Here is a 25,059-nt window from a genome sequence, read left to right as displayed (position 1 = left end):
TGAATATTTACGAAAACGATATTTTTGCAGAAAGAAACACTTTTTGTAGAAGTTATTTTGCCGTTATCTTTGGCAAAAAACTATACTTATCGTGTGCCTTTTGATCTCAATAACCAGATTGCGGTTGGGAAACGTGTTGTAGTGCAATTTGGTAAACATAAAATTTATACCGCACTTATCAGCGGGATTTCTACAGTACCACCTACCGTTTACGAGGCAAAATATATTATTGATGTAGTAGATCACGAACCGGTAATTACGCCAACGCAGCTTAAATTCTGGTCGTGGATGACGAATTACTACATGTGCAACGAAGGCGATGTAATGGCAGCTGCCTTACCGGCAAGTTTAAAACTGGCGAGCGAAACCATACTGATGTTGCGCGAGGAGTACAATGAGGATACTGAACTTACTGATAAGGAAGAAATTATTATTAATGCCTTAAAGCAACAGCAAAAACTAACAGTTAATGATGTTTCTAAACTCTTGGGGCAAAAAACAGTTTATCCGATTATCAATCACCTATTGGATAAAGAGCTGGTTTTAGTTGCTGAAGAAGTGGTTCAGAAATATAAACCTTTACTAAAATCATTTATCCTTTTAAACGATTTTTACAGCGAAGAGGAGCACCTGAAAGAACTTTTTAACGTTTTGGAAAGAGCACCTAAGCAGCTTGATGCGCTGTTGGCCTATCTGAAATTACAAAAATCCAATCTTCCCATTTCTAAAGAACAGCTTTTAGAAGAGAGTAATTGCGGCCCTGCGGCATTAAAAGCATTAACCGACAAAGATATTTTTGTAGTGATGAAAAGGCCTGTTAGTCGTTTGGCTGCTCATGATGAAGAATTTAGTGTAAATTTTGAGCTAAATGAAGGTCAGCAGAAAGCTTTAAATCAGATTAACCAACATTTTGAAGAAAAAGAGGTGGTTTTATTACATGGCGTTACGGCATCAGGAAAAACGCAGGTATATATTAAACTGATCGAAAAGATTATCCAAAATACAGATGGCCAGGTGTTGTTCCTGCTGCCCGAAATTGCTTTAACCACGCAGATTGTAGAGCGGATTAAACGTTATTTTGGCAACTCAATCGGGGTATACCACTCCAAATTTAACAACAGTGAGCGTGTAGAAATCTGGAATAAAGTACGTACAGGTGCTTATAAAGTAATTTTGGGTGCACGTTCGGCTGTTTTTCTTCCTTTTGAACATTTAAAACTTATCGTGGTTGATGAGGAGCATGAGCCTTCTTATAAACAGTATGATCCGGCACCACGTTACCAGGCCCGTGATGCTGCTATTTACCTGGGTTATCTCCATCAGGCTAAAGTTGTATTAGGATCGGCCACACCTTCATTAGAAAGCTACTATAATGCCTTGCAAGGTAAATATGGCCTTGTAGAAATGAAAGAACGTTTCGGTGGGGTTCAGCTTCCGAACCAGCAGGTGGTGAGTATCTCCGAAGAAACAAAGAAAAAGACAATGAGCTCGTACTTTTCGAGCGTGTTGATTAAAGATATAGATCTGGCGCTAGCTAAAAAAGAACAAATCGTTCTGTTTCAGAACAGGAGGGGTTATGCAACCATCTTGATTTGCGCTACCTGTGGCTATACCCCTAAATGTGTAAACTGCGATGTAAGTTTAACCTACCATAAAAGCAGTGGTAAATTACATTGTCATTATTGTGGTTATCAGCAAAGTAGTGTTAACATTTGTCCGGCTTGCGGCTCAGTGCATGTAGAACAAAAAGGATTTGGTACAGAGCGTATTGAAGAAGAACTTAGGTTGCTTTATCCTGAGGTAACAATTGCCAGACTGGATATGGACAGCACCCGCACAAAAAACGGCCTGCAACAGATTTTAAACGACTTTCAGGAGAAGAAAACGGATATTCTGATCGGTACACAGATGGTGGCAAAAGGATTGGATTTTGATAACCTGAACCTTATTGGGGTAATCAATGCGGATACGCTTTTGGGTTACCCTGATTTCCGTGCTTACGAACGCAGCTTTCAATTATTGGCCCAGGTTGCGGGTAGGGCAGGGCGAAGGGCCGACCAAGGGAATGTGTGCATCCAAACGTACGATGCCGAAAACCGCATCATCAAACAGGTTTTAAATAACGATTATGAAGGGATGTATAACGATGAAATTGTAGAAAGGGAGAAATTCCTGTATCCACCATTTTCACGGATGATATTTCTTTATGTAAAACACAAGGATTCGCATGTTTTGGATCACGCTGCATTTACGCTTGCCAATATCTTAAAAGCAAAGTTTGGCAAAAGGGTTTTAGGGCCCGAACAACCTTTGGTTAGCCGTGTGCGCAATCTTTATATTAAACAGATCATTATAAAAGCCGATAAGCATACTGCCATTCAGAAAGTTAAAGATGCCTTAAGAGAAACCCTTACGCAATTTAACGCGACTAAAGAGTTTAAGGGCGTTTTTACACAAATCGATGTAGATCCGTATTAAACTGAGTGAATAATTGAGGGATGGAATGACTGATTGATTCAAAGAAAACCAATTATTTAAAACTCACTCATTCAAAATTCATTCATTCCATAATATTCCCAATGTGGAAAATGTATCAATCTCTAATTCAGGTAATCCATTTATTAATTTAATCATTCTCACATTTTGCCATTGTATCACCATTTAAAAAAAGCTAATTTTGATGCTCATGGCGTATAAATTTGTTGATAATTACCGGGAACGTGGAGCGAGAAAAAAACTTGTAGAGTTGTTGAGATCTCGAGGGATTGAAGATGAAAATGTATTAAAGGCTATTGGTAAAGTTCCCAGGCATTTCTTTTTTGACGAAACTTTCTGGAACCAATCTTACAAGGATATAGCTTTTCCGATAGGTGATGGGCAAACCATATCACAACCTTATACCGTTGCCTATCAAAGCGAACTTTTACACATTAAAAAAGGAGATAAAGTACTCGAAATCGGAACCGGTTCTGGCTACCAAACTTGTATTTTAATGGAACTGGGCGCAAATGTTTTTACGATTGAAAGACAAGAAAATATTTACAACAGAACCGTTCAGGTTTTGCCTGGCATGGGTTACCGGCCAACCTTTTATTGCGGTGATGGCTCAAAAGGTATCGCAGCTCATGCGCCATACGATAAAATAATTGTAACTGCCGGAGCTCCTTTGGTTCCTGAAATTTTATTAAAGCAATTAAGGATAGGTGGCATTCTTGTAATTCCGGTTGGCGACGAGAAAACACAGAAAATGGTAACTGTTATCCGCGTAAGTGAAACCGATTACGAGAAAATTGTACTGGATACTTTCAGGTTTGTACCTTTAGTAGGCGACCAAGCGTGGTGATTGAGTTGGGAGTTTGGAGATCGGAATTTTGAGTTAATTTAACTCCCAGCTCCAAAACCTCAACTCCAAACTAATTTACCTCTTCATCGCTCTATCCAACTCCCGTTTTGTATCCCGATCTTTAATGCTATCGCGTTTGTCGAATTCTTTTTTACCCTGAGCAAGTGCAATTTCCATTTTAGCAAAGCCTCTTTCGTTAATAAAAATACGCAGGGGTACTATGGTATAGCCCTTTTCTTCTCCCTTTAGCTTTAATTTTCTAATTTCTTTTTTCTGTAACAATAGGGCACGGTCGCGCTTAATATCGTGGTGGTAAAAAGAACTGTGAGAATATTCAGAAACATGAAGATTGCGCACGTAGAGGTTACCTCCTATAAACATGCAAAATGCATCCGTCATGTTGGCCTTCCCCTGTCTTATTGCTTTTATTTCAGTTCCTAAAAGGGCAATTCCTGCTACGTATTTATCTAAAAGATTGTAGTCGAAATAAGCTCTTTTATTTTTTATGTTGATATCGTTTTTCAAAATTTAATAAAGTATGTGATGTTGTAATGCCCAACAAGTATGTGAAATATAAATGTTGGGTTGCAAATATCCTAAAAATTGGCGTGATAATTTTTTTTAATTTTTTATAGCAGCGATTAAATATGTGAAATTTGAATGGCCATCGCTAAGAAACATGAATCCTCCATATGTTGATATCATTTGAAAATGTGCGGTGAGTGCTATTGGCAACTTCAGTCCCGCTTTTTGCTGCAACAAAAGCAGAAAAAGCTTTTGGTTTCTGCGTCAATCGGGTTTATTTAACACAGGCCTCTGCATTGTACTTACACCTTTCATCTGCCTACCAAACCCTTGTTCCTAAACCCGACAGGAGCGAACATTCCGATCCCTCATCGGAATAAAGTGTATGGCGGGGCTGCAATTGCTATGGAATGCCGGCAATCATTTCCAAAATATTACAACGCCACTAAAGCTTTAAAATACATTATATTGTGCATGTAAGCTTACTTGGCTATTAAAATTTTTCATCTGTTTGTAAAAGCTAAGGATATATTATTATGTTCGTATTTATTCGTTTAAGTTTGAAGTTTAAATATCCAAAATGAAATTCAGAAACCTACTTTTAATCTTATTATTCGCCATCACTTTCCAGGTAAAGGCACAGCAGCCCACCTTATTGCCCCAATTTACCTTTTACCGTTTAGATGGAAAGGCATTTTCCAATACTGATATTAAACAAGGAAAGAAAAACCTTTTTATTCTGTTTGATTGTACCTGCGAACATTGCCAGAGAGAGAGTAAAGTTTTAAATGCCAATTATGCAAAGTTTAAGGATGTAAATATTTACATGATTACGATGGATGAGGGCTATATTATTCCGCAATTTTTCAATTCCTACGCTAAAGGTTTAAATGCGAAACCCAATGTATTGGTGTTGCAGGATAAAAAACGCATGTTTATTCCAACTTTCTTACCTAAACAATACCCGGCAATGTATTTATATTCTCAGGCAGGTAAACTGTTAATGTACGAATCTGGCGATGGTGGCTTTAAAAAATTAATGACAGTGGTAAACAAATAATGCCCATTGCTTTAGTGCTGTTTAATCAATTTGGTTGTGTTCAATTTTAGCGAACAATCATAATTTTAGCCCTGCGTTAGGTAAAACAAGTTGTTTATAATTTTTCCAAGCAGCAGGTGGCAGAAAGGTATCATGACCCTCATGATTGTTCGCTGCCCATGGCAGGAAGGTTTCATGACCCTCATGATTGGTCGCTGCTCATGGCAGGAAGGTTTCATGACCCTCATAATTACTCGCTGCCCAACGCAGCGAGGTTTCATTAAAATTACCTTATAATGAGTACCGGGATGTTAACCTTATGCCTAACAGAATCAACAGTGGTACCAAAAACAAGGTCTTTTAAACCCTTGTGGCCATGTGCACCCATTACCAGTAATTCCATTTCATTCCTGTTGCTGATCTCGGCAATGGCTTTTCCTGTATTTCCGAAACCAATAAACGGTGTGGAGTCGTAGCCGAGATCTTCAAGATTGGTTCTGTATTTTTCAAGGTTAGCTGCGTCACTTTGAGTTTCATGGTCCATAACGTTATTGCCATGGTATCTTGCAGCAGCCGTTTCTACCACGTGGATCAGGAAGTAATGTGCTTCTTTTCCGCCCTGAATTAACGCATGACGAATGGTATTCCGGTCATTTTTAGAAAAATCTACTGCGATACCGATTCTTTTATAATTTATCTTATCTATTTTACCAATATCCAATGCATTTCCATGTGGCACCATCTGCCGTGCATCATTTTTCTTCTTTTCTAAAAGAGGATGAAGAAATACATAAAGAAGTAATAAAACGATCAGGATTAATGCTGGCAATACGATTACGTAAATCCACCAGTTGTTGCCGCCTTTTGCCCATCCGCTTATTTCTTCTATAACCAGTTTTACATTAAGGGCAATAATAACAAGCGCGCTTGCCCAGGCCAATACCTTAATCCAGGGTTTAATTGCAAAATCTTTCATCAGTTTCCTGTCTGATGTGAAATGTATAAGCGGAATAATTGCAAAGCCCAACTGTAAACTTAAAACCACCTGACTGAGCACTAATAAACCGCCCAGGGCATCATCGCCATAATGTAAAATGGTGAAAAAGGCTGGTATTATGGCCAATAAACGGGTAATCAAACGCCTAAGCCATGGTTGGATCCTTAAGTTAATGTGGCCTTCCATAATAATTTGTCCGGCTAAAGTACCCGTAACCGTAGAGCTTTGTCCGGCGGCAATTAATGCGATTGCGAATAGGGTTGGGGCTATATTGCCAAAAATATTCGACAATAATTTATGTGCATCCTGTATTTCGGCAACTTCATGTAAGCCATTTTTGTAAAAGGCAGCAGCCGCAAGTATTAAAATAGCAGCGTTAACAAAAAAGGCAAGGTTAAGGGCTACAGTGGTATCAATCAGGTTAAATTTTAAAGCCTCTTTAATTCCTTTATTGCTCCGCTCAATTTTTCTGGTTTGCACCAGTGATGAATGCAGGTACAGGTTATGTGGCATTACGGTGGCACCAATAATCCCGATGGCGATATAAAGAGCATCTCCATTTAATATAGAAGGTTCGAAGCCTCTTGCAACTTCTTTTAGAGAGGGTTCTACAATAAACATTTCTACTAAAAACGAAATACCCACAATAAAAACCATCGATACGATAAAGCCCTCCATGGCACGCATGCCTTTGTTAAGTAAAAAGAGCAGTAAAATGGTATCAAATATGGTGATAGAAATTCCCCAGATTAGTGGCAAACCAAACAGGAGTTGTAAACCAATGGCCATACCGATAATTTCGGCTAAATCGCAGGCTATAATTGCCGTTTGCGCCAGAGCGAATAGTGGAATGTTTGCCCAGCGTGGATAGGCTTGTTTAGATGCCTGTGCAAGATCTAGCCCCCTAACAATACCCAAACGGGCACTTAACGATTGGAGGAGCAGCGCAATGAGGTTCGACATCAGTAAAACCCAGATCAGTTGATAACCGAATTTGCTACCCCCGGCAAGGTCTGTAGCCCAGTTGCCAGGGTCCATATAACCAACGCTAATTAAATAAGCGGGACCAATAAAAGCCAAAATCCGCTTCCAGCCCTTTCTTTTATCTGTATTTACGCTTTGATGTACTTCACTTAAGGATTCAGTTTTTGCCATTACTGCTGATTAAAATGTGTTTTGCAACTTCTCTACTAATATTAACTTGTTTATCGGATAACAGGATTTCTACCGAACCATCAAAATCGGTAACATCATTGATCTGGATTTGTTTGCCCAGAGTGAGCCCTAATTTTTCTAAGTGTTTTAAAAATGCTGAGCTATGCTGACTAACGCCTGTAATGGTACCAGCATCTCCAACTTTTAACTCAATAAGTTTTATAAACTGGGTTTTAGCAAACCTACCGTTTTTATCAGGTATGGGATCTCCATGCGGATCTGCCTTAGGGAAGCCCAAAAATTCATCTAATCTTTCAATCAGTTCGATAGATTTGATATGTTCGAGTTCTTCGGCCACATCATGCACCTCATCCCATTTAAAATTTAATTTATCAACCAAAAAAACTTCCCATAAACGGTGTTTGCGTACAATATCAATCGCAGTATTTCTTCCGGTTTCAGTTAAGGTAACGCCCTGATATTTGATGTAATCTATTAAACCTTTATCGGCCAATTTTTTAATCATATCGGTAACAGATGCAGGTTTGGTTTGCATTTGTTCTGCAATTGCATTGGTTTGAACGTTAGTAGTTTTCTCTGCTAAATGATAAATAGTTTTTAGATAGTTCTCTTCGGTATAACTTTGCATTTATATTTATCTAATTTTATTTTTAGGTAAATCTAAAAATAATTATTTAAAATATATATGATAAATTATGTTAAAATTTAGAATATAATTTGGTTATGTTTGTATTCTCAAATACCTTTAACACCATATGGCATCTGAATTAGATAAAATTGACTTCAAAATTTTAAGAATTCTTCAAGAAAACGGAAGAATTACCAACTTACTTTTATCCCAGGAAATTGGTTTATCACCTGCACCAACTTTAGAGCGTGTACGCAAGCTCGAAATGGCAGGCTATATTAAAAGTTATCATGCACTGGTAGATGAAGAAAAGCTGGGTTTAGGGATTAAAACCTTTATTCAGATTCAGCTGGATTTTCATAAGAACAACACTATACAAATCTTTTTAGATGAAGTAAACCAGATTAAAGAAATTACGGAATGCCATCATGTTACTGGGCAGGCCGATTTTTTATTGAAAGTTTACGTAAAAGATATTAAAGCATACGAACGTTTAATTATGGATAAAATCAGTAAGATATCTGTGGTTAAAACCTTTCAAACGATGATGATCATGTCGACCACGAAAAAGGAACCGATTGTGCCATTGGAGTATTAAATCTATAAACGGCTTATTAGTCCCTGAAATAACTTTATGCTAACGTGTATTTCGTCTTGCCGAATTTATTTCAGCATCTATCTATTTGTTAAGTCCCTGAAATAAATTCAGGGTGACGTGTGGGGTAAATGCGTCTTGCTAAGTATTACGTCTTGCTAAGAATTACGTCTTGCTGAATTTATTTCAGCATCTATCTATCTGTTAAGTCCATGAAATAAATTCATGGTGATGTGTGGGGTAAATGCGTCTTGCAATTTCGTCTTGCTGAATTTATTTCAGCATCTATCTATTTGTTAAGTCCCTGAAATAAATTCAAGGTGACGTGTGTGGGTTATTTCGTCTTGCTGAATTTATTTCAGCATCTTTCTAACTATTAAGTCCCTGAAATAAATTCAGGGTGTCGTGTGGGGGTAATGCGTCTTATGAGTTTTGCGTATTACTAAGAATTACGTCTTGCTGAATTTATTTCAGCATCTATCTATTTGTTAAGTCCCTGAAATAAATTCAGGGTGACATGTGAGGTAAATGCGTCTTGTGAGTTTTACGTGTTGCTAAGAATTTCGTCTTGCTGAATTTATTTCAGCATCTATCTATCTGTTAAGTCCATGAAATAAATTCATGGTGATGTGTGGGGTAAATGCGTCTTGCAATTTCGTCTTGCTGAATTTATTTCAGCATCTATCTATTTGTTAAGTCCCTGAAATAAATTCAAGGTGACGTGTGTGGGTTATTTCGTCTTGCTGAATTTATTTCAGCATCTATCTAACTGTTAAGTGCCTGAAATAAATTCAGGGTGACGTGTGGGGGGTATTGCGTCTTGATGAGTTTTACGTCTTGCTAAGAATTTCGTCTTGCTGAATTTATTTCAGCATCTATCTATTAAGTCCCTGAAATAAACTAAGGGTAATGTGTGGGGTAAATGCGTCTTGTGAGTTATGCGTCTTGCTAAGAATTTCGTCTTGCTGAATTTATTTCAGCATCTATCTATCTGTTAAGTCACTGAAATAAATTCAGGGTGACGTGTGGGGGGGTATTGCGTCTTGCTGAGTTTTACGCCTTGCTAAGTGTTACGTCTTGCTGAATTTATTTCAGCATCTATCTATTTGTTAAGTCCCTGAAATAAATTCAGGGCGACGTGTGGGGGTAAATGAGTATTGTGAGTTTTACGTCTTGCTAGGTACTGCGTCTTGCTGAATTTATTTCAGCATCTATCTAACTGTTAAGTCCCTGAAATAAATTCAGTGTGACGTGTGGGGTGATATTGTATGCTTATAAAATAAACATTCATTAGGCTGGCAGGTTCCAGTCAATCGGTTTAATGTTATTTTGTACCAGAAGTTGATTTGCTTTAGAGAAATGCTTCGAGCCGAAAAAACCATTATACGCCGAAAACGGTGAAGGGTGCGCTGCGGTTAATACATAATGTTTCTTTTGGTCAATTAAAGCTGCTTTTTGTTGTGCATATTTTCCCCATAATAAGAAAACAATGTGTTCGCGTTTTTGAGATAGCGCTTTAATAATTTCGTCTGTAAAAATTTCCCAGCCTCGGTTTTGATGCGAGCCAGCTTCAGATGCCCGAACCGTTAATGTTGCATTTAAGAGCAATACGCCTTGTTCTGCCCAATGCGTTAAATGCCCATGATTTGGTGTTTTAAAACCTTCAATATCTGTTTCTAATTCTTTGTAAATATTTTTTAATGAGGGCGGAACGGTAACACCACGCTGAACAGAAAAAGATAAACCATGGGCCTGCCCAACACCATGGTAAGGATCCTGACCTAAAATAACCACCTTAACCTGATCAAAAGGAGTAGTATTTAAAGCATTAAAAATATCTGCTCCTTTCGGGTAAACCGTTACCCCATTATTTTTTTCTTCCTGTAAAAAAGACTTCAGGTTTTTCATGTAGTCTTTTTCAAATTCTTCTTCTAAAACGGCTAACCAACCTGGTTCTAATGCTGCAGACATGTTTTTTAATGTAAAATGTATAAATGTAATATGCAATTGGTTAATAGTATAATAGTTGATAGTCAATGGTAAGGTGTTGAGCAGAAGCCGATGGAGTGACTAACAACCATTGATTATAGGACTATAAGGCTATGAACCATGATCCATCAGGCTATCAACCATGGACTATCAGACTATGAACAATGAACCATCAGGCTATCAACCATTGACCAAAAGACTATGAGCCATCAATCTATCAACCATAATTCTTCACAAATTTTAAGATTTCTTCTTATAAATTGCTAACAAATCTCCTTCAAGGGTTGTTTTCGGGCCTTCAATAATTCTACCCAGCTCTTTACCCTTTTTATCCAAAACAATAAATGTGGGAACTCTTAAAATATCCAAGCCGTCTAAAATGCCATTTTCGGCTTTTTTATTACCGTCAACAGCAATAATTTCTACGTTTTTTTCTTTGAAATGAAGGGCATCCAATATTTTGAAGAAATTAGGGACATTCACTTTACTATCTCCGCACCAGGTACCAAAAACGATTTTAATTTTTTCATTTTTAATCAGTTTTTTAAGTTCGATCATTGTTGCTGCATCTGGTATGTAAGCTGCATAAAGTGGATCGTACATTTCTTTAAATTCTGGGAAAGTGCTTATACCTTCGCGGGTGCAGGCGTTAATCAGAATATCTTTATTGTGAACTTGATCGTGGATTTTTTTATTCAATTCCTGTGCAGAAACGTTCATTGCAAGTACGATTAGGGTTATAGATAAGAGGATTTTCATATTTGTGAGATGCTTTATTGTTGCTTTGAAATTTTTAATGAAATTATTGTTTTAAAATCTAAATTCTGCCATTTAAACACGATATTTGCAAAAAAAAAATAATTAGAATAAAATTTATGCCAAATATTATCAGATTAATTGCGGGGTTTGCTTTACTGGGTGGCGCAGTAGCTTTATTTATTTTCGGCTTTTGGCCTTGGGGCATTGTTGCCATCTTATTGGGAATAATTGTGCTAGTAACTTACTTCTTTAACGAAAACATGCTTTTAGCACAATGGTTTCTTAGGAAAGACAACATGCCTAAAGCTAAAATGTTTTTAGATCGGATTACCAATTACGAAAGTCAGTTGATAAAGGTTCAACATGGTTATTATAATTTGTTAATTGGTTTAATTGAAAGCAGAACTGCTCCAATGCAAAGTGAAAAATATTTTAAAAAATCGCTTGCTTTAGGTATGCAGATGGATCATAATATTGCTTTAGCAAAATTAAGTTTAGCGGGTATTGCAATGGCGAAACGCAACAAACGTGAAGCAACCATGTATCTGGCCGAAGCAAAAAAAGCAGATAAAAATAAATTATTGGCTGATCAGATTAAACAAATGAAAGATCAGATGGGCATGATGGATAAACAACAGCAAGTTCGTTACCGATAGACTTGAATAATACTTAGAGAAGCCATTTCATCATTTGAAGTGGCTTTTTTTTGAAAATATAATCGCAAGATGTCTATTTCTGATTAAGGTTTATCCCTCCCGATAAATCTTTCTTTACCCAAAAGAAAACGAATGGCCCGTTTAACATTTTGATTTACAGCTTCATCTGTTTTGAGATTGGCGATATAACGGATAATCTCTTTTTGCAAATAAGGAGGAAGGTTCTCGAATATTTCTTTTGCTTGTTTATTTTTTGCCAAAGCATTGGTCAATTTTGGATGCACGGCTATTAACCTTTCTTTAGTATCAAATTCTATTTCAAAATCTGCAGTGTCCCCCACAACCTTACCAGCAGCTTTACGCATGGGCATATTCAGGTACAAGCGCCAATCGCCAGCATACTTAATGAGGGTTTGCTTAAACTCAAAGCCATCAATTTTCATTATGACCGGCAGTTTACCTTTGCTTTTTCCGGCCTTATTAAAAATATAATTTAATGTTTCTTCTGGTACAAATACATAAGGATTGATGCCTATAATTTGAATCTGAGCGTTAAATGGTTTTGGTTTTTTTACTTCCATCAACTAAAGTTATTCTGTTTCATTAAATGTTCTATAATTTTATTCAACAAAATATGGATTGGTTTCACTCCGAATGCTTTTGCCATGCACTTATTGCTTTTCCTGCTGTGCACAACACAAAATCTCAAAACTAAACTCTATCTTCCATTGTAGTTTATATAAAAATATATTAACTATGGCAACATCACAAGAAGGGAGTACTAACAATACTCAGGAAGAAAATAATATTAAAGATTTAGGTGGCAAAGCGGCTATCGAGAAGTTAAGAGAATTGGCAGACAAAGCCGAAAGCTGTTTTTTTTGTACCAATATTAAAACTGGTATACCTTTATCTGTTAGGCCTATGGCCATCCAACAAATTGATGATGAAGGGAACATCTGGTTTATGAGTATGAAAGACAGTCATAAAAATGAAGAGATTTCAACCGATCCTTTTACGCATTTGCTGTTTCAGGCCGGCGCGCATTCGGGTTTTGTAAATATTTACGGAATCTCTGAAATTAGCAGGGATCAGGCGAAAATAGATGAACTTTGGAGTCCATTTATTAAAACCTGGTTTCAAGGCGGAAAAGACGATCCAAATATTACATTGATCAAAGTTATCCCTTCAGAAGGATATTATTGGGATACCAAACACGGCACTGCCGTAGCATTTTTGAAAATGGCAGCATCTGTTATTACCGGAAAAACTATGGATGATTCGGTAGAGGGAACTTTGGAGGTAGATTAAATTTTTCGTCATGCTGAATTTATTTCAGCATCTTATAGACCCTGAAATAAAGTCAGGGTGACGGTCGTATTTTATTTATCTCCTAAATAATCAAATCCCTCAAATTCTTCTCTTTGGGCTCTTTTGCTTAGGATATCTTCTTCTTCGGCTTGAACTCTTGAGAAAAATAAGGCTTCGGCCTGGATTCTTTTTATTAATTGGCGTACCAGGGTTAAGTCAAAAGCATCTTTACTTAATTTGATGCAGTACTCTCTTTCGTTGATTTCTAAACTTGACGTATTCATAGGGCAATGATTTATTTATCGATTGCTGTAAATATAGAAAAGGCTTGCTAAACAATTGTTAGCAAGCCTTTTAAGTTTATGTTATGTTTTTGTTAAAATCAAATCCACTATTCCCGTAGGAACATCAATTTGATTACTTATGTGATAAGAATAAACCTTCGTCGGTTTTATTTACTTTTAAGATATTTTTACCGGTTAGGGCCTTCAATGTAGTATCCCACTTCTTATTGCTCCAATCTGCCAGTTTTGCCTTTACCTCAGTTAATAAATATTGCTCACCTTCAGCAATTAATGAATACAATTCAGTCTCTTCTGGTGTCATTTCTATTTTCTTTTTCTCCGGGCGCATCTGCGGGAAGAATAAAACTTCCTGAATGGTGCTTTGGTTGGTCATTAACATCACAATACGATCGATACCGAAACCTAAACCCGATGTAGGCGGCATACCGTACTCTAAAGCACGAACAAAATCATCATCCATGGCCATTGCTTCTGCATCGCCACGATCGGCAAGTTTCAGCTGATCTTCGAAACGCTCTTTTTGATCAATCGGATCGTTAAGTTCTGAATAAGCATTTCCAATTTCTTTACCATTTACAAATATTTCGAAACGCTCAACTAATCCGGCAGCAGTACGGTGCTTTTTAGCAAGCGGAGTCATCTCAATTGGATAATCGGTAATAAATGTAGGCTGTATTAAATTGGCCTCTACTTTTGCACTAAAAATTTCATCTACCAATTTACCTCGACCCATTGTAGAATCGGTTTCAATGTTTAACGATGCACAAGTTTGTAAAAGTTCATCTTCGGTCATTGCAGATACATCAATCCCAGTATATTTCTGGATTGATTCGTACATCGTTAATTTTTCGTATGGTCCTTCGAAATTGATGTTGTTTTCGCCAACTTTAACTACTGCCGAGCCATTTGTAGCGATGGCTACTTTTTCTAAACATTCTTCTACCATAGCCATCATCCAGATATAATCTTTATAGGCTACATATATCTCCATCGAGGTATATTCTGGATTATGCGTACGGTCCATCCCTTCATTACGGAACATTTTACCGAATTCATATACGCCATCAAAACCGGCAACGATTAATCTTTTAAGATAAAGCTCATTAGCAATACGCAAATAAAGCGGCATATCCAATGTATTGTGGTGTGTAGCAAAAGGACGCGCAGCAGCACCACCGTGGATAGGTTGAAGGATAGGGGTTTCTACTTCCATCCAGCCTTGCTCATCAAAGTAATTGCGCATGCTGTTAATTACCTTGCTTCGTTTGATGAAAATTTGTTTGTAATCAGGATTTACCGTTAAATCTACATAACGCATGCGGTAACGCAATTCAGGATTGGTAAAACCATCGTATACGTTTCCTTCATCATCACGTTTTACAATCGGTAGCGGACGTAAAGATTTTGAAAGTACTTTAAATTCGGTTACATGTACAGAAATTTCTCCTGTTTGTGTGGTAAATACATAACCTTTCACACCAATGAAATCGCCGATATCCAAAAGCTTTTTAAATACGGTATTGTATAGGGTTTTATCATCGCCAGGGCAAAGCTCATCACGCTTTAGGTAAATCTGAATTCTACCGGTAGAATCCTGCAGCTCAGTAAAAGAAGCAGCACCCATAATGTTGCGGCTCATAATTCTACCCGCCAAAATTACTGTCTTATATGCCGTCTTATCTGCTTCATAATTGGCTAATATATCTGCGGCATATGCATTAACTTCAAAAGCTTCTGCCGGATAAGGCTCAATGCCCAATGCGCGTAATTGTTTTAGCGACTCACGTCGTAATATTTCCTGTTCTGATAATCCTATACTCATTTTGGGTATTTTTTGCAAAAGTAATGATTTGCAATTTGTTTAAAATTTGTAATTGCAATCTAGTTATTAAAAGAATAATTAATTGTTACCAATAAAAATTATCTTTTAAAAATAGATTTTGGCAAAGATAAGAAAGGTATTGTAATTAATAAATGCTTTATTGGAGATTACAGCGCATTTAATCACTAGAGATCATTTAATGGATCCCAAAATATCTTTTTAAGGTTTTGAACTTTAAGGTTCCTGACCTCAACACCTTCATGCTCCAAAAATTGTTGTCTTTTTTGAGTAGAAGATGGATCTCCACTGAGTGCACCATTGCTACTGATTACGCGATGATAGGGTACAGGCGGCCTGGCGTTACCACATGCACCTATGGCACGGGCAACCATTCTTGATAGGTTTGGTGCACCAATGGCTTTGGCAATTGCACCGTAAGATGTTACCCTGCCTTTAGGGATTTCGCGGGTTAAATCCCAAACCTGTTCAAAAAATAAATCCTGTTTCATGTGGTGCAAGTAAAATATAAAGCTATTTATTTTATTAAATATTTTTATAACACTTACCCTTATAATGTATCGGGGTATTATCAGCCGAATTTGCGCACCCTGTATATTAATGACAGCATAAAGTATCTGCCCAGGCGATTTACCTGCCTATCTACAATCACATTATCGAAAACATCTCTTGATATACCCGAATTCTGATCGAAAAGGTCAAATCCTTCTACCCGGAGTGCAGCCATATCGTTTTTCATAAATTTATATTCCATTGATAAGCGTAATAATGTAGGGTTTCGCACTGCACCATTATCAAAACCAGAATTGATTTGTTTGCTAAAATCATAACCGAGTGTTAAGTTCTTAAAAAAATAATTCCGGCCTTCAATACCGTATTCAAAGCGGTTCGATTGGCGATCGGCAAAGGTATCGCTACTGTAATTGGTTAGGTTTTGCGAATAAGAAGTTTCGATCTCAAAATTTGTAATGTCTTTTAAATCAACCCTGAATTCAAGTTCCTGTCGCCATGCAATATTCCTAGCTTCAATTTTACTATTGTCTGTAAATGTGATGTTATTGTTTACCTGGCCGGAACCAGAATAACCAATGGTAAATTTACGTTCAGCAGAAAGTGGTTTGCTAATGTTGTAGTCGCCTTGCAGGGTGTAATAACCATTTGCATTGATATAACTCGTGCGCTGGTTCACGGTATTGGGTACACGCTCCTTAGTGGTTACAATCCTGTCGTTTGTCTGTTCGAATTTTAAATTGGCCTGAATCACTTTTCCCGCATTCCAATCTGCTTGTTTGTAATGTGCGTTAATGCTGTGGATAAATTCAGGTTTCAAATTCGGGTTTCCTGTAATGGTATTCTGAAGGTTAGAATTGTCGGTTATAGGTTGCAGTTGGAGAAAGCCAGGCTGATTGTTTCTGCCCCAGTAATTAATATCAAATGATTCCTGGTTGGAAAATTTATAAGAAAAACGCCCGGAGGGTATGAGGTTAAAAGTACGGTTAACTGTTTGAATATCATTGTTTAAATTCTGTCCGCGCAGCAATGCAGGCTGTGCATTTAAACCGAGGGTATAATTTAGCTTTTCGCCTATGTAACGATAATTTAATCCAACTTTATTGGTAATAAACTGATAATCGTAAATGTTGCTTAAGTTTTGGTTAAAAACCTGTTTGCCATCAACAACATCATAGGTATCTTTAGCATTATTGGTTGCCGATCGGTTCCAATTGTAATTCACTTCGAAAAAAGTTTTTTTCCAAAGTGGTTCCATATACGATGCACCGGCGTTTAGTCCGAAGTTTCTGTTATCCTGGTTGTTCAGCTGATTTTGGATTACAGAATCGGCAACATTGCTATGCGTATTGATGTAGCTGTTGTACGAATCGCGGTAATTTTCGCCATTAGTATAATTAATACTGCTCCAAACTGTTAGGTTGCGTCCTTTTTTTGCAAACTTATGGTTAAAAAATAAGTTCGTTCTTGCATTTACATTGTTTGAATTACTAAATCCTGAACTTTCTTTGCGCGTAGACAGTGTATCCTCTGTAATTATAGAACCTCCTGTATTATTTCCATTATTGATGCTATAAGAAAAGTTTGGTGAGATTTTGAGGTAATTCATCGTATCGATTTTATACTCCAGATTACCGCCAAACCAGTGATTGCGATTGTTGTTTATACTGTTGTTATTTGCATTTTCCAGTCGGCTGATTGGATTTTGAGCAGCATCCTGTAAAAAATTTTGTGTGTACGTGTTGCTGATGGTGTTATTTTTATCATTGTTGAAATTATAAGCAGCATCTGCAGATAATTTAGTGCCGAACTCATTTTTGTAGTTTAATCCGATTGCATTCCTGGTGGTAACCCCATCGCCTCCGCCTCCGCGCATATTGGCATTGGCAGATGTTCCGTCAAAAGAGATTTGCTGTTCGCCTTTCATGCTATTGCCTCTGATGTTGGTATTGTAACGGTCTGAATTGCCTACACCGGCAGATGCCCTGGCAAAATAGCCTTTCTTTTTATCTTCCTGGATGGTAAGGTTCAGTATCTTTTCCGGCTCGCCAGTTTTAATTCCAGTGAGTTTTGCCTGATCACCATAATCATCTATAAATTGAAGGTTCTTTATAATATCGGCAGGAAGGTTTTTAATGGCCGTAGCTACATCTGTTCCAAAAAAATCTTTCCCATTCACCCGTATTTTGGTAACAGGGGCTCCCTGACTGGTTACATTACCATCTTTATCTACTTTTATACCCGGGAGCCTTTTCAGTACCTCATCAACAGCATCCCCATCCCTTACAGGAAAAGCTTTTGCATTAAAACTTACCGTATCTTCTGTAACTTTAACAGGCGGTACGCCCGAAATCACTACAGCATCTAATGTGTTCGATGATGGTTTCAGTTTGATATCGGTTAAATTTATACTGTTGCCTTTTTCAATGAGATACTTTTTGATAAAAGTATCATAACCAATAAATGCAGCCGATAGGGTAAATTGCTTGGATTTAATTTTTCCAATTGTGAATGTGCCATCTGGGTTGGCAGAAGTACCTATGCTATCTGTAATTGATTTTATCCTAACCACAGCACCAGGAAGCGGCAGGCCTGCAGTATCCAGCACCGTGCCTTTTACAGTGAAGCTTTGCGCATTACTGCTTTTGTAAAGTCCTGCCAGGAGCAGGAATAAGAAAATCGATTTAGTAAAAACCCTCATTAATTTATTTGTGTGTGGTATAAAAATACAGACAGGATTTCTAAACCCATTGTGCGTAATCAACATGTTACTGATGTTAACAACTGTAAATGTGCAACTTGTAGGGTAAATATGCCATTGCAGATGGTATAAAGTACGGGTTAGCCCTTCATTAAAATTTCTGTTACTTTCTAATAGTAAGATGTGATTGATATTTTTTTACTAAAAATATTAGTAATATTGTGGTTTAAAATGCATATTTGTAATATTAGAATGCGTTCTATTTAAGGCCGCAGATGTGCCATGTTTATAATCAATGATTGAATTAAATTACTTTTTTGAAACACCGGATGGGGATAAATTTACCTACCAGTTAATCCAGTTTACTAACGGCGGTTCTTGGTCTATTTTAGATGGAGATGAGTTTTTAGGCAGCATAGAAAAAAGAGCAGGGAAGTGGGAAGCAGTTTTAGGTGAATGCCTTCCTCCTGAAATGATTAAAGGAGCTGGGAAATTGATCGACCGGCAAAACTATCATATTTTATCAGTAGAAATTTGTAACCGATGGCCCAAGTTAATTGTGGAGGTTATTGCCAAATCAGATTGCGAATTTATGCTTATCTGTAAGCCAACAGTAAATTTTGAAGCTTTTGAGCGCATTTTTAGCAAATATGTATCAGGTATGATTAGAGATGAATGGCCGATTGATTTCCACGTCTACAATCATGATTTTAGTGAGGATTTTATATTAAAATCTGTAAGTAGGGTAGAAGAGTTGCCGAATGAACCAATGATTCGGTGGAAGTGTTAATGTACAAAACTTTCTAATTACCTATTTAAGTAGGTTTTATATTAACGAATTATTAAAAGCAATTTTGTTGCATTTACTTGGAATTACCAATAATGATCTTTACTTTTGGTTTAAGTTATTAGGTTAATAAGTTGATGATTTGGAGGGGTAGTGGTTCACCCCTCCTTAATTTAACCTTAAAGATGATTTCTTTTATCAATTACCCCATAGGAGAGCAGATTTCTATTAAAAAGCCATTGATATCCTGTACATAGGCAACTGCTTGTCCCCAGGGTTTTATTTTAATTTCTTCAAGAGGAGTAGCACCCATTTCAACTGCCTGGTTAAAAATAAGTTCAACATTTTCAGTTGTAAATCCCAACTCAATTCCAAAAGGTTTTTCGCCTTTTAAACTTTCTTTAAAACCGTTTGATAGATTTGAATTGGCAAGGTGAATATCGGCAAATGATAGGGTAGTGTCACCACTTAATAATTCTCCATAATTATTTTCGGGAGTAATAAACTTTCTTTTGAAACCGAATGCTTTCTCATAAAATTCTATCGATTCAAGTACGTCTTTAACGTAGAGTATTGTGTAGCCAAATTTTTCCATGATGTTATTTTTTATCAAATATAAGGCTAGAAATAACCCTGTTTTTGGAAAAATGCGACAAAATTTATAAAAGTTTAGGAACTGATCCGGTAAATTTTTTGATCTCATTGGTGAGATGAGCCTGGTCATAGTAACCTGATTCGAAAGCTATTTCGCCCAAACATTTATTCTGATTATGTTTCTTAATTTGGCGATGCGCAAACTGATAACGCACAAGATTAATAAATTCTTTTGGACTAACGCCCATTGAATTTTTAAAAGAGCGTTCAAGTTGCCTTGTTGTGGTGTAATGTTTCTTAGCGAGTTCAACTACTCTTAATTTGCCATGCTGAGCCCGGATATCCTCAACAATAGTAAGGATAGAATACTTTGGTAAAGATAATTTATTGAGAAAAAAGCGATCGAGTTTTGCAAAAGTGTACTCATCTATATAACGTATTACAGGGAGCAGCATGTCTTTTAACTCAATACTTTCATCGGTAAGTTCATGTAATGATGGAAATTTGAAGAAATGGGTGAATGCGGCAGGTTTAAACCGAACGCCCAAAATTTTTACTTTACCAATTGTATTATATTCTTTGAAACGCATCATTGTACCAACAAGATAAATGGCTTCACTTTTCATTAACACAAATCCATCATCAGTACGGTAATCATCTTCAATATTAAAAATGATGTCTATACATCCATCTGGTAAAATCTTGTTCTTGTTAAGCGTATATTCAGAAACTGCAGCTATCCAATAGGCATCAATATAAAGTTTTAAGACCAAATGAGGCTGTATTTCTGAATAGGCCATTATTTAGAATATGTAAATCAATACAATATGTGGTCTTTTATTTTAATATTCTTTATATACTACAGATTACCTTTTAAAGGCATTCTATTCGGCCTCAATACCTTCCTCATACATTTCATCAATCGCCTCAGCATATTTTTTTTCTACAATACGGCGTTTCACTTTCATTGTTGGCGTAATTTCACCTTCATCTATGTTGAAAGGATTACGTTTGATCTTAAAATTTTTGATACGCTCAAATTTGGCAAGTTCACTTGATATTTTTTTGATATCCAGTTCCATCCAATCCAAAATTTCCTGTTCACGGATAAAAGGGTCTGACTCATCGAAAAATGATGGCTTAAGCTTAAATGTTTCTTCTAAAGTTTCTCTGTTCGGAATAATAATAGCAGTAATAAATTCGCGTTTATCTCCAATTAAAAACAGCTGATCAATCTTCGGGCTTTTTAAATAAATGTTTTCAACCGGGGTAGGATAAACATTTTTACCATAAGCATTTACGATCATATTTTTCAACCGGTCTGTAATCTGTAAATTACCCTTGTAAAAACGGCCAATATCCCCAGTATGGAACCACATGTCTTTATCAATCGCCTCTGCAGTTTCAGCAGGTTTATTAAAATAGCCTTTCATTACACAATGGCCGCGAACAATTACTTCGCCTTCGGCACATTCAAATTCTTCATTAAAAGTATTATGAGTTTGAATGCTCAACATTTCTTTGCTTTCTACATCCTGAATACCCACTTCGATGCCAGGAATAACACGACCTACAGTACCATAAACCTGTCTGTGGTATTCAGTTACCGACATTACAGGTGATGTTTCTGTTAAGCCAAAACCCTCCAATATTTTAATACCCAGATCGCCAAAAAACTCACCTACATTTTTAGGAAGGGCAGCGCCTCCAGAAATCATAAATTTCAGCCGACCGCCTGTTTTCTCTTTAATTTTACTGAAAACCAGTTTCTCTGCTATTCCTTTTTTAACGGATAACAGCAACCCTGGATTTTTACCTGCTTCTTTTGCTACGCGAAATTTATTGCCGGTTTCTAAAGCCCAGGTAAATATTTTTGCTTTTGTACCTCCGCCAGCGGTTCCACCTTTAATCGCTTTATCATGTATCCGCTCTAACAAACGCGGTACACAGCTCATTACCGTTGGTTTAACTTCGCCCATGTTTTTTGCCAACAACTCTAAACTTTGCGCAAAGGCAATTTTGCAGCCTTGGGCACAACAAACATGATAGGTTGCAGTCCGTTCGAATACGTGAGAGAGTGGTAAAAATGATAAAAAGGTTTCAGTTTGATCGATTACGGGTATTTGCTGTAAACAAACTTCAACATTTTTTACAAAATTATAATGGGTAAGCATTACGCCTTTTGGTGTTCCTGTGGTTCCTGAGGTATAAATTAATGAAGAAACATCATCAGGTAAAACCAGGCTTCTACATTGGTCGATTTCTGCTTTTTCTGCCGCAGTTACCTGATGTTTCAGCGCAAGAATTTCGGAAAATGCAATTACTTCTACATTTACTTCCGAAGGAATAACAACTTTTTCAAAATCCTTAAAAGCAGGAATGATGTATTTTAATGCTTTACAATTGGCTGCAACTTTGAGTACTTTACGATAAAGAAAATTATTCCCAACAAGAATGGCTTTTATGCCAGAATCATTAATGATGTAAGCCACTTCCTGCTCAGAAAGGGTTGGGTAAATCGATACGTTAATTACACCGATCTGTTGTATGCCCTGATCATAATAAACATATTCCGGCGAATTTTCAATCATCAAACCTAAGCGGTCTCCTTTTTTTATTCCTTTTTCTAAAAAGAAAGCAGAAACCGCATCAGCCCTTTTTAAGGTATCTTCATAAGAAATTTCAGTCCATTCTGCACCTTGTTTGTGAATCAAAAAAGTTTCTTGTGGCTTATGAATGTTTTTTACAACATTTCTCAATAAGGTAGGAACAGTTGAAAATTCGTTTATTAATGGCATGCTCGTAATTTGGTTCGCTAATATAATTGACAATTATAAGGCTTTTTGGTTTAAAAATACAAATTGGGGCTAGTGTTTCGTTGGTCAGGTAGCTTTAAGATTGCTTTGGTTGTTGATTTTTTCGGTAGATTAGAAAGAAAATAGGTGCAGATTAAACTGATTTTTATTAAGGTGCTGAATGTTTCTTTCACCTATTAACCAAAATTATGGAACAGGTTCAAGATCTGTGTAAATCTTATAGAAAAAAATGAAAGGATAATGAAATCTCTTAAAACGCAAAAAAGGTTCCATAAAATGAAACCTTCTTATATAATTTATTGATTAGATTAAACTGAAAAACTTTCGCCACAGCCACAGCTACGACTGGCATTTGGATTTATAAAGTTAAAACCTTTTCCATTTAAACCATCAGTGAAATCTAATTCAGTACCGGCCAAATAAAGGAATGATTTCATATCCAAAGCAATTTTAATTCCTCTGTCTTCAAAAAACTGATCGCCATTTTGTTCTTCGTTATCAAAATCTAAATTATATGATAAACCCGAGCAACCACCACCTTTTACCGAAACACGCAAAAAGTAATCAGAACCCATTTCTGAATCCTGCATTAAGTGTGTAATTTTATCTTTTGCTTTATCTGTTATTGTAATCATTGTGATCGAGATTTGTGATTTGAGAGATTAGATTTGAGAAATATTTGAGCGCCATAAGTTAGGTGCTCTCACATCTCAAATCTATTGTCTCATATCTATTCTAATGGTGCGATTTTTCCAATACAATTGCTTCTAAGCCATTTTTAACGCGGTAATCGTTAATAGCCGATTTAATTGCATCTTCTGCTAAAACTGAGCAGTGAATTTTTACTGGAGGTAAAGCCAATTCTTCAACAATATCCATGTTATCGATAGATAATGCTTCATCAATTGTTTTTCCTTTTAACCATTCTGTAGCCAATGAAGAGGAAGCAATAGCCGAACCACAACCAAATGTTTTAAATTTGGCATCTGTGATTACGTTATCTTCTCCAACTTCAATTTGTAAGCGCATTACGTCGCCACACTCAGGTGCGCCAACTAATCCTGTTCCTACAAATTTGCTGTCTTTATTTAATGTACCTACGTTACGTGGGTTATTGTAATGGTCAATTACTTTTTCTGAATATGCCATGTTTTCTATTTCTTAAAACTCCTTTCGGAGATAGTTTTATTTATTAATTATCAGTTTTCAATTATCTTTAGCAACTCAATACTGCGAACTGCCAATTCAAACTGTCCTAGTGTTCTGCCCACTCAATTTTACTCAAGTCAATTCCTTCTTTAAACATTTCCCAAAGTGGAGAAAGTTCTCTTAAGTGGTTAACTGCTTTTTGGGTAACTTCAATAGCCTGGTCAATTTCTTCTTCTGTAGTAAATCTTCCTAAACCGTAACGGATAGAAGAGTGCGCTAAATCATCAGATAAACCCAAGCTTTTTAATACATATGATGGTTCTAATGAAGCTGAAGTACAAGCCGATCCAGAAGATACTGCTAAATCACTCATGGCCATCATTAAACCTTCACCCTCAACATATTTGAAAGAAATATTGGCTACATGTGGTAAACGGTGTTGTGTATTACCATTAACATAACTTTCTTCCATTTGGTTTAGCGTGCTTTCCAATTTATCACGTAGTGCAGATAAACGGATTGATTCACTTTCCATTTCTAAACGGCAAAGTTCGCAGGCTTTTCCTAAACCAACAATACCAGGAACATTTAACGTACCAGAACGCATTCCACGCTCGTGGCCCCCGCCGTCCATTTGTGCAGTTACTTTAACCCTTGGGTTTTTACGACGAACGTAAAGTACGCCAACACCTTTCGGACCGTACATTTTATGTGCCGAGAAAGCCATTAAGTCAATACCGTCAGTATTTACATCAACAGGTATTTTACCAACTGCCTGCGTAGCATCAGTCATAAATAAAGCACCGTGTTTGTGTGCAATAGCTGCAATTTCTTTAACCGGTTGTATTACACCAATTTCGTTGTTGCCATACATAATCGAAACCAAAATCGTTTCAGGAGTCATGGCAGCTTCCAATTCAGCTAAATCAATTAAACCATCTTCTTTAACGCCTAGATACGTTACACGGGCACCGTTTTTTTCTAAATGTTTACAAGTATCTAAAACTGCTTTATGTTCAGTAACCGCAGTAATAATGTGGTTACCTTTTTCTTTGTACATTTCAAATACACCTTTAATCGCCAGGTTATCGGCTTCGGTAGCACCTGATGTAAAAATAATTTCTTTTTCAGTACAGCCGATTAATTTGGCTACCTGCTCACGAGCATAATCTACACCCTCTTCAGCCACCCAGCCAAACGCGTGATTACGACTTGCGGCATTTCCAAATTTCTCTGTAAAGTAAGGTAGCATTGCTTCCAACACCCTTGGATCTAGTGGGGTTGTTGCATTATTATCTAAATATATCGGCTGTTTCATCTCTATTCTGTTAATTATAAC

23 protein-coding genes are annotated in these 25,059 nt (G+C 36.8%); 7 read left to right on the top strand and 16 right to left on the bottom strand.

Annotated features, from left to right (window positions below):
• The first annotated feature begins 24 nt into the window (after positions 1 to 24).
• Both priA and ACZZZW_RS17955 read left to right on the top strand, forming a co-directional pair.
• Positions 25 to 2,478: a replication restart helicase PriA gene (gene priA / locus ACZZZW_RS17960; protein WP_463495453.1), complete on the top strand. Its 2,454-nt coding sequence runs from the start codon at positions 25 to 27 to the stop codon at positions 2,476 to 2,478.
• A gap of 208 nt (positions 2,479 to 2,686) precedes the next feature.
• A complete protein-coding gene (locus tag ACZZZW_RS17955) occupies positions 2,687 to 3,343 on the top strand; it encodes a protein-L-isoaspartate(D-aspartate) O-methyltransferase (protein ID WP_055906551.1) in 657 nt (218 codons plus the stop codon).
• A gap of 75 nt (positions 3,344 to 3,418) precedes the next feature.
• Here ACZZZW_RS17955 and smpB read toward each other — a convergent pair whose 3' ends face one another.
• Positions 3,419 to 3,868, bottom strand: a complete 450-nt coding sequence (gene smpB, locus ACZZZW_RS17950) for an SsrA-binding protein (protein ID WP_055905348.1) — start codon at positions 3,866 to 3,868, stop codon at positions 3,419 to 3,421.
• A 580-nt stretch (positions 3,869 to 4,448) separates the two neighbouring features.
• Here smpB and ACZZZW_RS17945 point away from each other — a divergent pair.
• Complete coding sequence (locus ACZZZW_RS17945) at positions 4,449 to 4,928, top strand: TlpA family protein disulfide reductase (protein ID WP_463495450.1); 480 nt, start codon at positions 4,449 to 4,451, stop codon at positions 4,926 to 4,928.
• A 265-nt stretch (positions 4,929 to 5,193) separates the two neighbouring features.
• On the opposite strand, the gene ACZZZW_RS17940 is transcribed toward ACZZZW_RS17945, so the two are convergent.
• Positions 5,194 to 7,059: an Nramp family divalent metal transporter gene (locus ACZZZW_RS17940; protein ID WP_463495448.1), complete on the bottom strand. Its 1,866-nt coding sequence runs from the start codon at positions 7,057 to 7,059 to the stop codon at positions 5,194 to 5,196.
• Positions 7,046 to 7,708, bottom strand: coding sequence for a metal-dependent transcriptional regulator (locus tag ACZZZW_RS17935; RefSeq protein ID WP_463495446.1), 663 nt, complete (start codon positions 7,706 to 7,708; stop codon positions 7,046 to 7,048). Before ACZZZW_RS17935 ends, ACZZZW_RS17940 begins: the two co-directional genes overlap by 14 nt.
• A gap of 127 nt (positions 7,709 to 7,835) precedes the next feature.
• On the opposite strand from ACZZZW_RS17935, the gene ACZZZW_RS17930 reads away from it, so the two are divergent.
• On the top strand, positions 7,836 to 8,306 hold the full coding sequence (locus ACZZZW_RS17930) for an Lrp/AsnC family transcriptional regulator (protein WP_025142637.1): 471 nt from the start codon (positions 7,836 to 7,838) through the stop codon (positions 8,304 to 8,306).
• Between the two features lie 1,287 nt (positions 8,307 to 9,593).
• Here the strand turns inward: ACZZZW_RS17930 and ung are convergent.
• Positions 9,594 to 10,274 (bottom strand): uracil-DNA glycosylase, encoded by a 681-nt coding sequence (gene ung, locus ACZZZW_RS17925; protein WP_463495443.1) that lies wholly within the window; start codon positions 10,272 to 10,274, stop codon positions 9,594 to 9,596.
• Positions 10,275 to 10,532: 258 nt separating this feature from the next.
• Positions 10,533 to 11,051, bottom strand: a complete 519-nt coding sequence (locus ACZZZW_RS17920; RefSeq protein ID WP_463495441.1) for a thioredoxin family protein — start codon at positions 11,049 to 11,051, stop codon at positions 10,533 to 10,535.
• Positions 11,052 to 11,167: 116 nt separating this feature from the next.
• On the opposite strand from ACZZZW_RS17920, the gene ACZZZW_RS17915 reads away from it, so the two are divergent.
• Positions 11,168 to 11,707: a DUF2892 domain-containing protein gene (locus tag ACZZZW_RS17915; RefSeq protein ID WP_463495439.1), complete on the top strand. Its 540-nt coding sequence runs from the start codon at positions 11,168 to 11,170 to the stop codon at positions 11,705 to 11,707.
• An 83-nt stretch (positions 11,708 to 11,790) separates the two neighbouring features.
• On the opposite strand, the gene ACZZZW_RS17910 is transcribed toward ACZZZW_RS17915, so the two are convergent.
• A complete protein-coding gene (locus tag ACZZZW_RS17910; RefSeq protein WP_463495437.1) occupies positions 11,791 to 12,288 on the bottom strand; it encodes a YdeI/OmpD-associated family protein in 498 nt (165 codons plus the stop codon).
• 175 nt (positions 12,289 to 12,463) lie between these two features.
• Between ACZZZW_RS17910 and ACZZZW_RS17905 the strand changes: the two genes are divergently transcribed.
• Positions 12,464 to 13,018 carry a pyridoxamine 5'-phosphate oxidase family protein gene (locus tag ACZZZW_RS17905; protein ID WP_463495435.1) on the top strand — a complete coding sequence of 185 codons (555 nt, stop codon included), beginning with the start codon at positions 12,464 to 12,466 and terminating at the stop codon, positions 13,016 to 13,018.
• A gap of 71 nt (positions 13,019 to 13,089) precedes the next feature.
• On the opposite strand, the gene ACZZZW_RS17900 is transcribed toward ACZZZW_RS17905, so the two are convergent.
• From ACZZZW_RS17900 to ACZZZW_RS17885, 4 genes are all read right to left on the bottom strand, one after another.
• The gene (locus ACZZZW_RS17900) at positions 13,090 to 13,302 is read right to left on the bottom strand and encodes a hypothetical protein (protein ID WP_029275714.1); all 213 of its coding nucleotides are present in this window, start codon (positions 13,300 to 13,302) and stop codon (positions 13,090 to 13,092) included.
• Positions 13,303 to 13,435: 133 nt separating this feature from the next.
• A complete protein-coding gene (gene lysS, locus ACZZZW_RS17895) occupies positions 13,436 to 15,145 on the bottom strand; it encodes a lysine--tRNA ligase (protein WP_463495433.1) in 1,710 nt (569 codons plus the stop codon).
• A 185-nt stretch (positions 15,146 to 15,330) separates the two neighbouring features.
• Positions 15,331 to 15,654 carry an MGMT family protein gene (locus ACZZZW_RS17890; RefSeq protein ID WP_463495430.1) on the bottom strand — a complete coding sequence of 108 codons (324 nt, stop codon included), beginning with the start codon at positions 15,652 to 15,654 and terminating at the stop codon, positions 15,331 to 15,333.
• A gap of 80 nt (positions 15,655 to 15,734) precedes the next feature.
• Positions 15,735 to 18,374, bottom strand: a complete 2,640-nt coding sequence (locus ACZZZW_RS17885) for an outer membrane beta-barrel protein (protein ID WP_463495428.1) — start codon at positions 18,372 to 18,374, stop codon at positions 15,735 to 15,737.
• A 295-nt stretch (positions 18,375 to 18,669) separates the two neighbouring features.
• Between ACZZZW_RS17885 and ACZZZW_RS17880 the strand changes: the two genes are divergently transcribed.
• Complete coding sequence (locus ACZZZW_RS17880; RefSeq protein ID WP_463495426.1) at positions 18,670 to 19,164, top strand: hypothetical protein; 495 nt, start codon at positions 18,670 to 18,672, stop codon at positions 19,162 to 19,164.
• Positions 19,165 to 19,363: 199 nt separating this feature from the next.
• Here ACZZZW_RS17880 and ACZZZW_RS17875 read toward each other — a convergent pair whose 3' ends face one another.
• The 6 genes from ACZZZW_RS17875 to ACZZZW_RS17850 form a co-directional block, all read right to left on the bottom strand.
• Positions 19,364 to 19,756, bottom strand: a complete 393-nt coding sequence (locus ACZZZW_RS17875) for a VOC family protein (protein ID WP_463495424.1) — start codon at positions 19,754 to 19,756, stop codon at positions 19,364 to 19,366.
• 64 nt (positions 19,757 to 19,820) lie between these two features.
• A complete protein-coding gene (locus ACZZZW_RS17870) occupies positions 19,821 to 20,555 on the bottom strand; it encodes a DUF6597 domain-containing transcriptional factor (RefSeq protein WP_463495422.1) in 735 nt (244 codons plus the stop codon).
• An 84-nt stretch (positions 20,556 to 20,639) separates the two neighbouring features.
• A complete protein-coding gene (locus ACZZZW_RS17865) occupies positions 20,640 to 22,553 on the bottom strand; it encodes an AMP-dependent synthetase/ligase (protein ID WP_463495420.1) in 1,914 nt (637 codons plus the stop codon).
• Positions 22,554 to 22,879: 326 nt separating this feature from the next.
• Positions 22,880 to 23,206, bottom strand: a complete 327-nt coding sequence (locus ACZZZW_RS17860) for a HesB/IscA family protein (protein WP_463495418.1) — start codon at positions 23,204 to 23,206, stop codon at positions 22,880 to 22,882.
• Positions 23,207 to 23,306: 100 nt separating this feature from the next.
• Entirely contained in the window at positions 23,307 to 23,720 is a 414-nt protein-coding gene (iscU, locus tag ACZZZW_RS17855; RefSeq protein ID WP_025142622.1) for a Fe-S cluster assembly scaffold IscU, read from the bottom strand.
• Between the two features lie 106 nt (positions 23,721 to 23,826).
• A complete protein-coding gene (locus ACZZZW_RS17850) occupies positions 23,827 to 25,038 on the bottom strand; it encodes an IscS subfamily cysteine desulfurase (RefSeq protein ID WP_463495416.1) in 1,212 nt (403 codons plus the stop codon).
• Between the last annotated feature and the right edge of the window lie 21 nt (positions 25,039 to 25,059).

The organism is Pedobacter sp. AC379, from assembly GCF_979258145.1.
The sequence above is the reverse complement of the archived record's forward strand: the minus strand, read 5'-3'. Positions and strand labels throughout refer to the sequence as shown.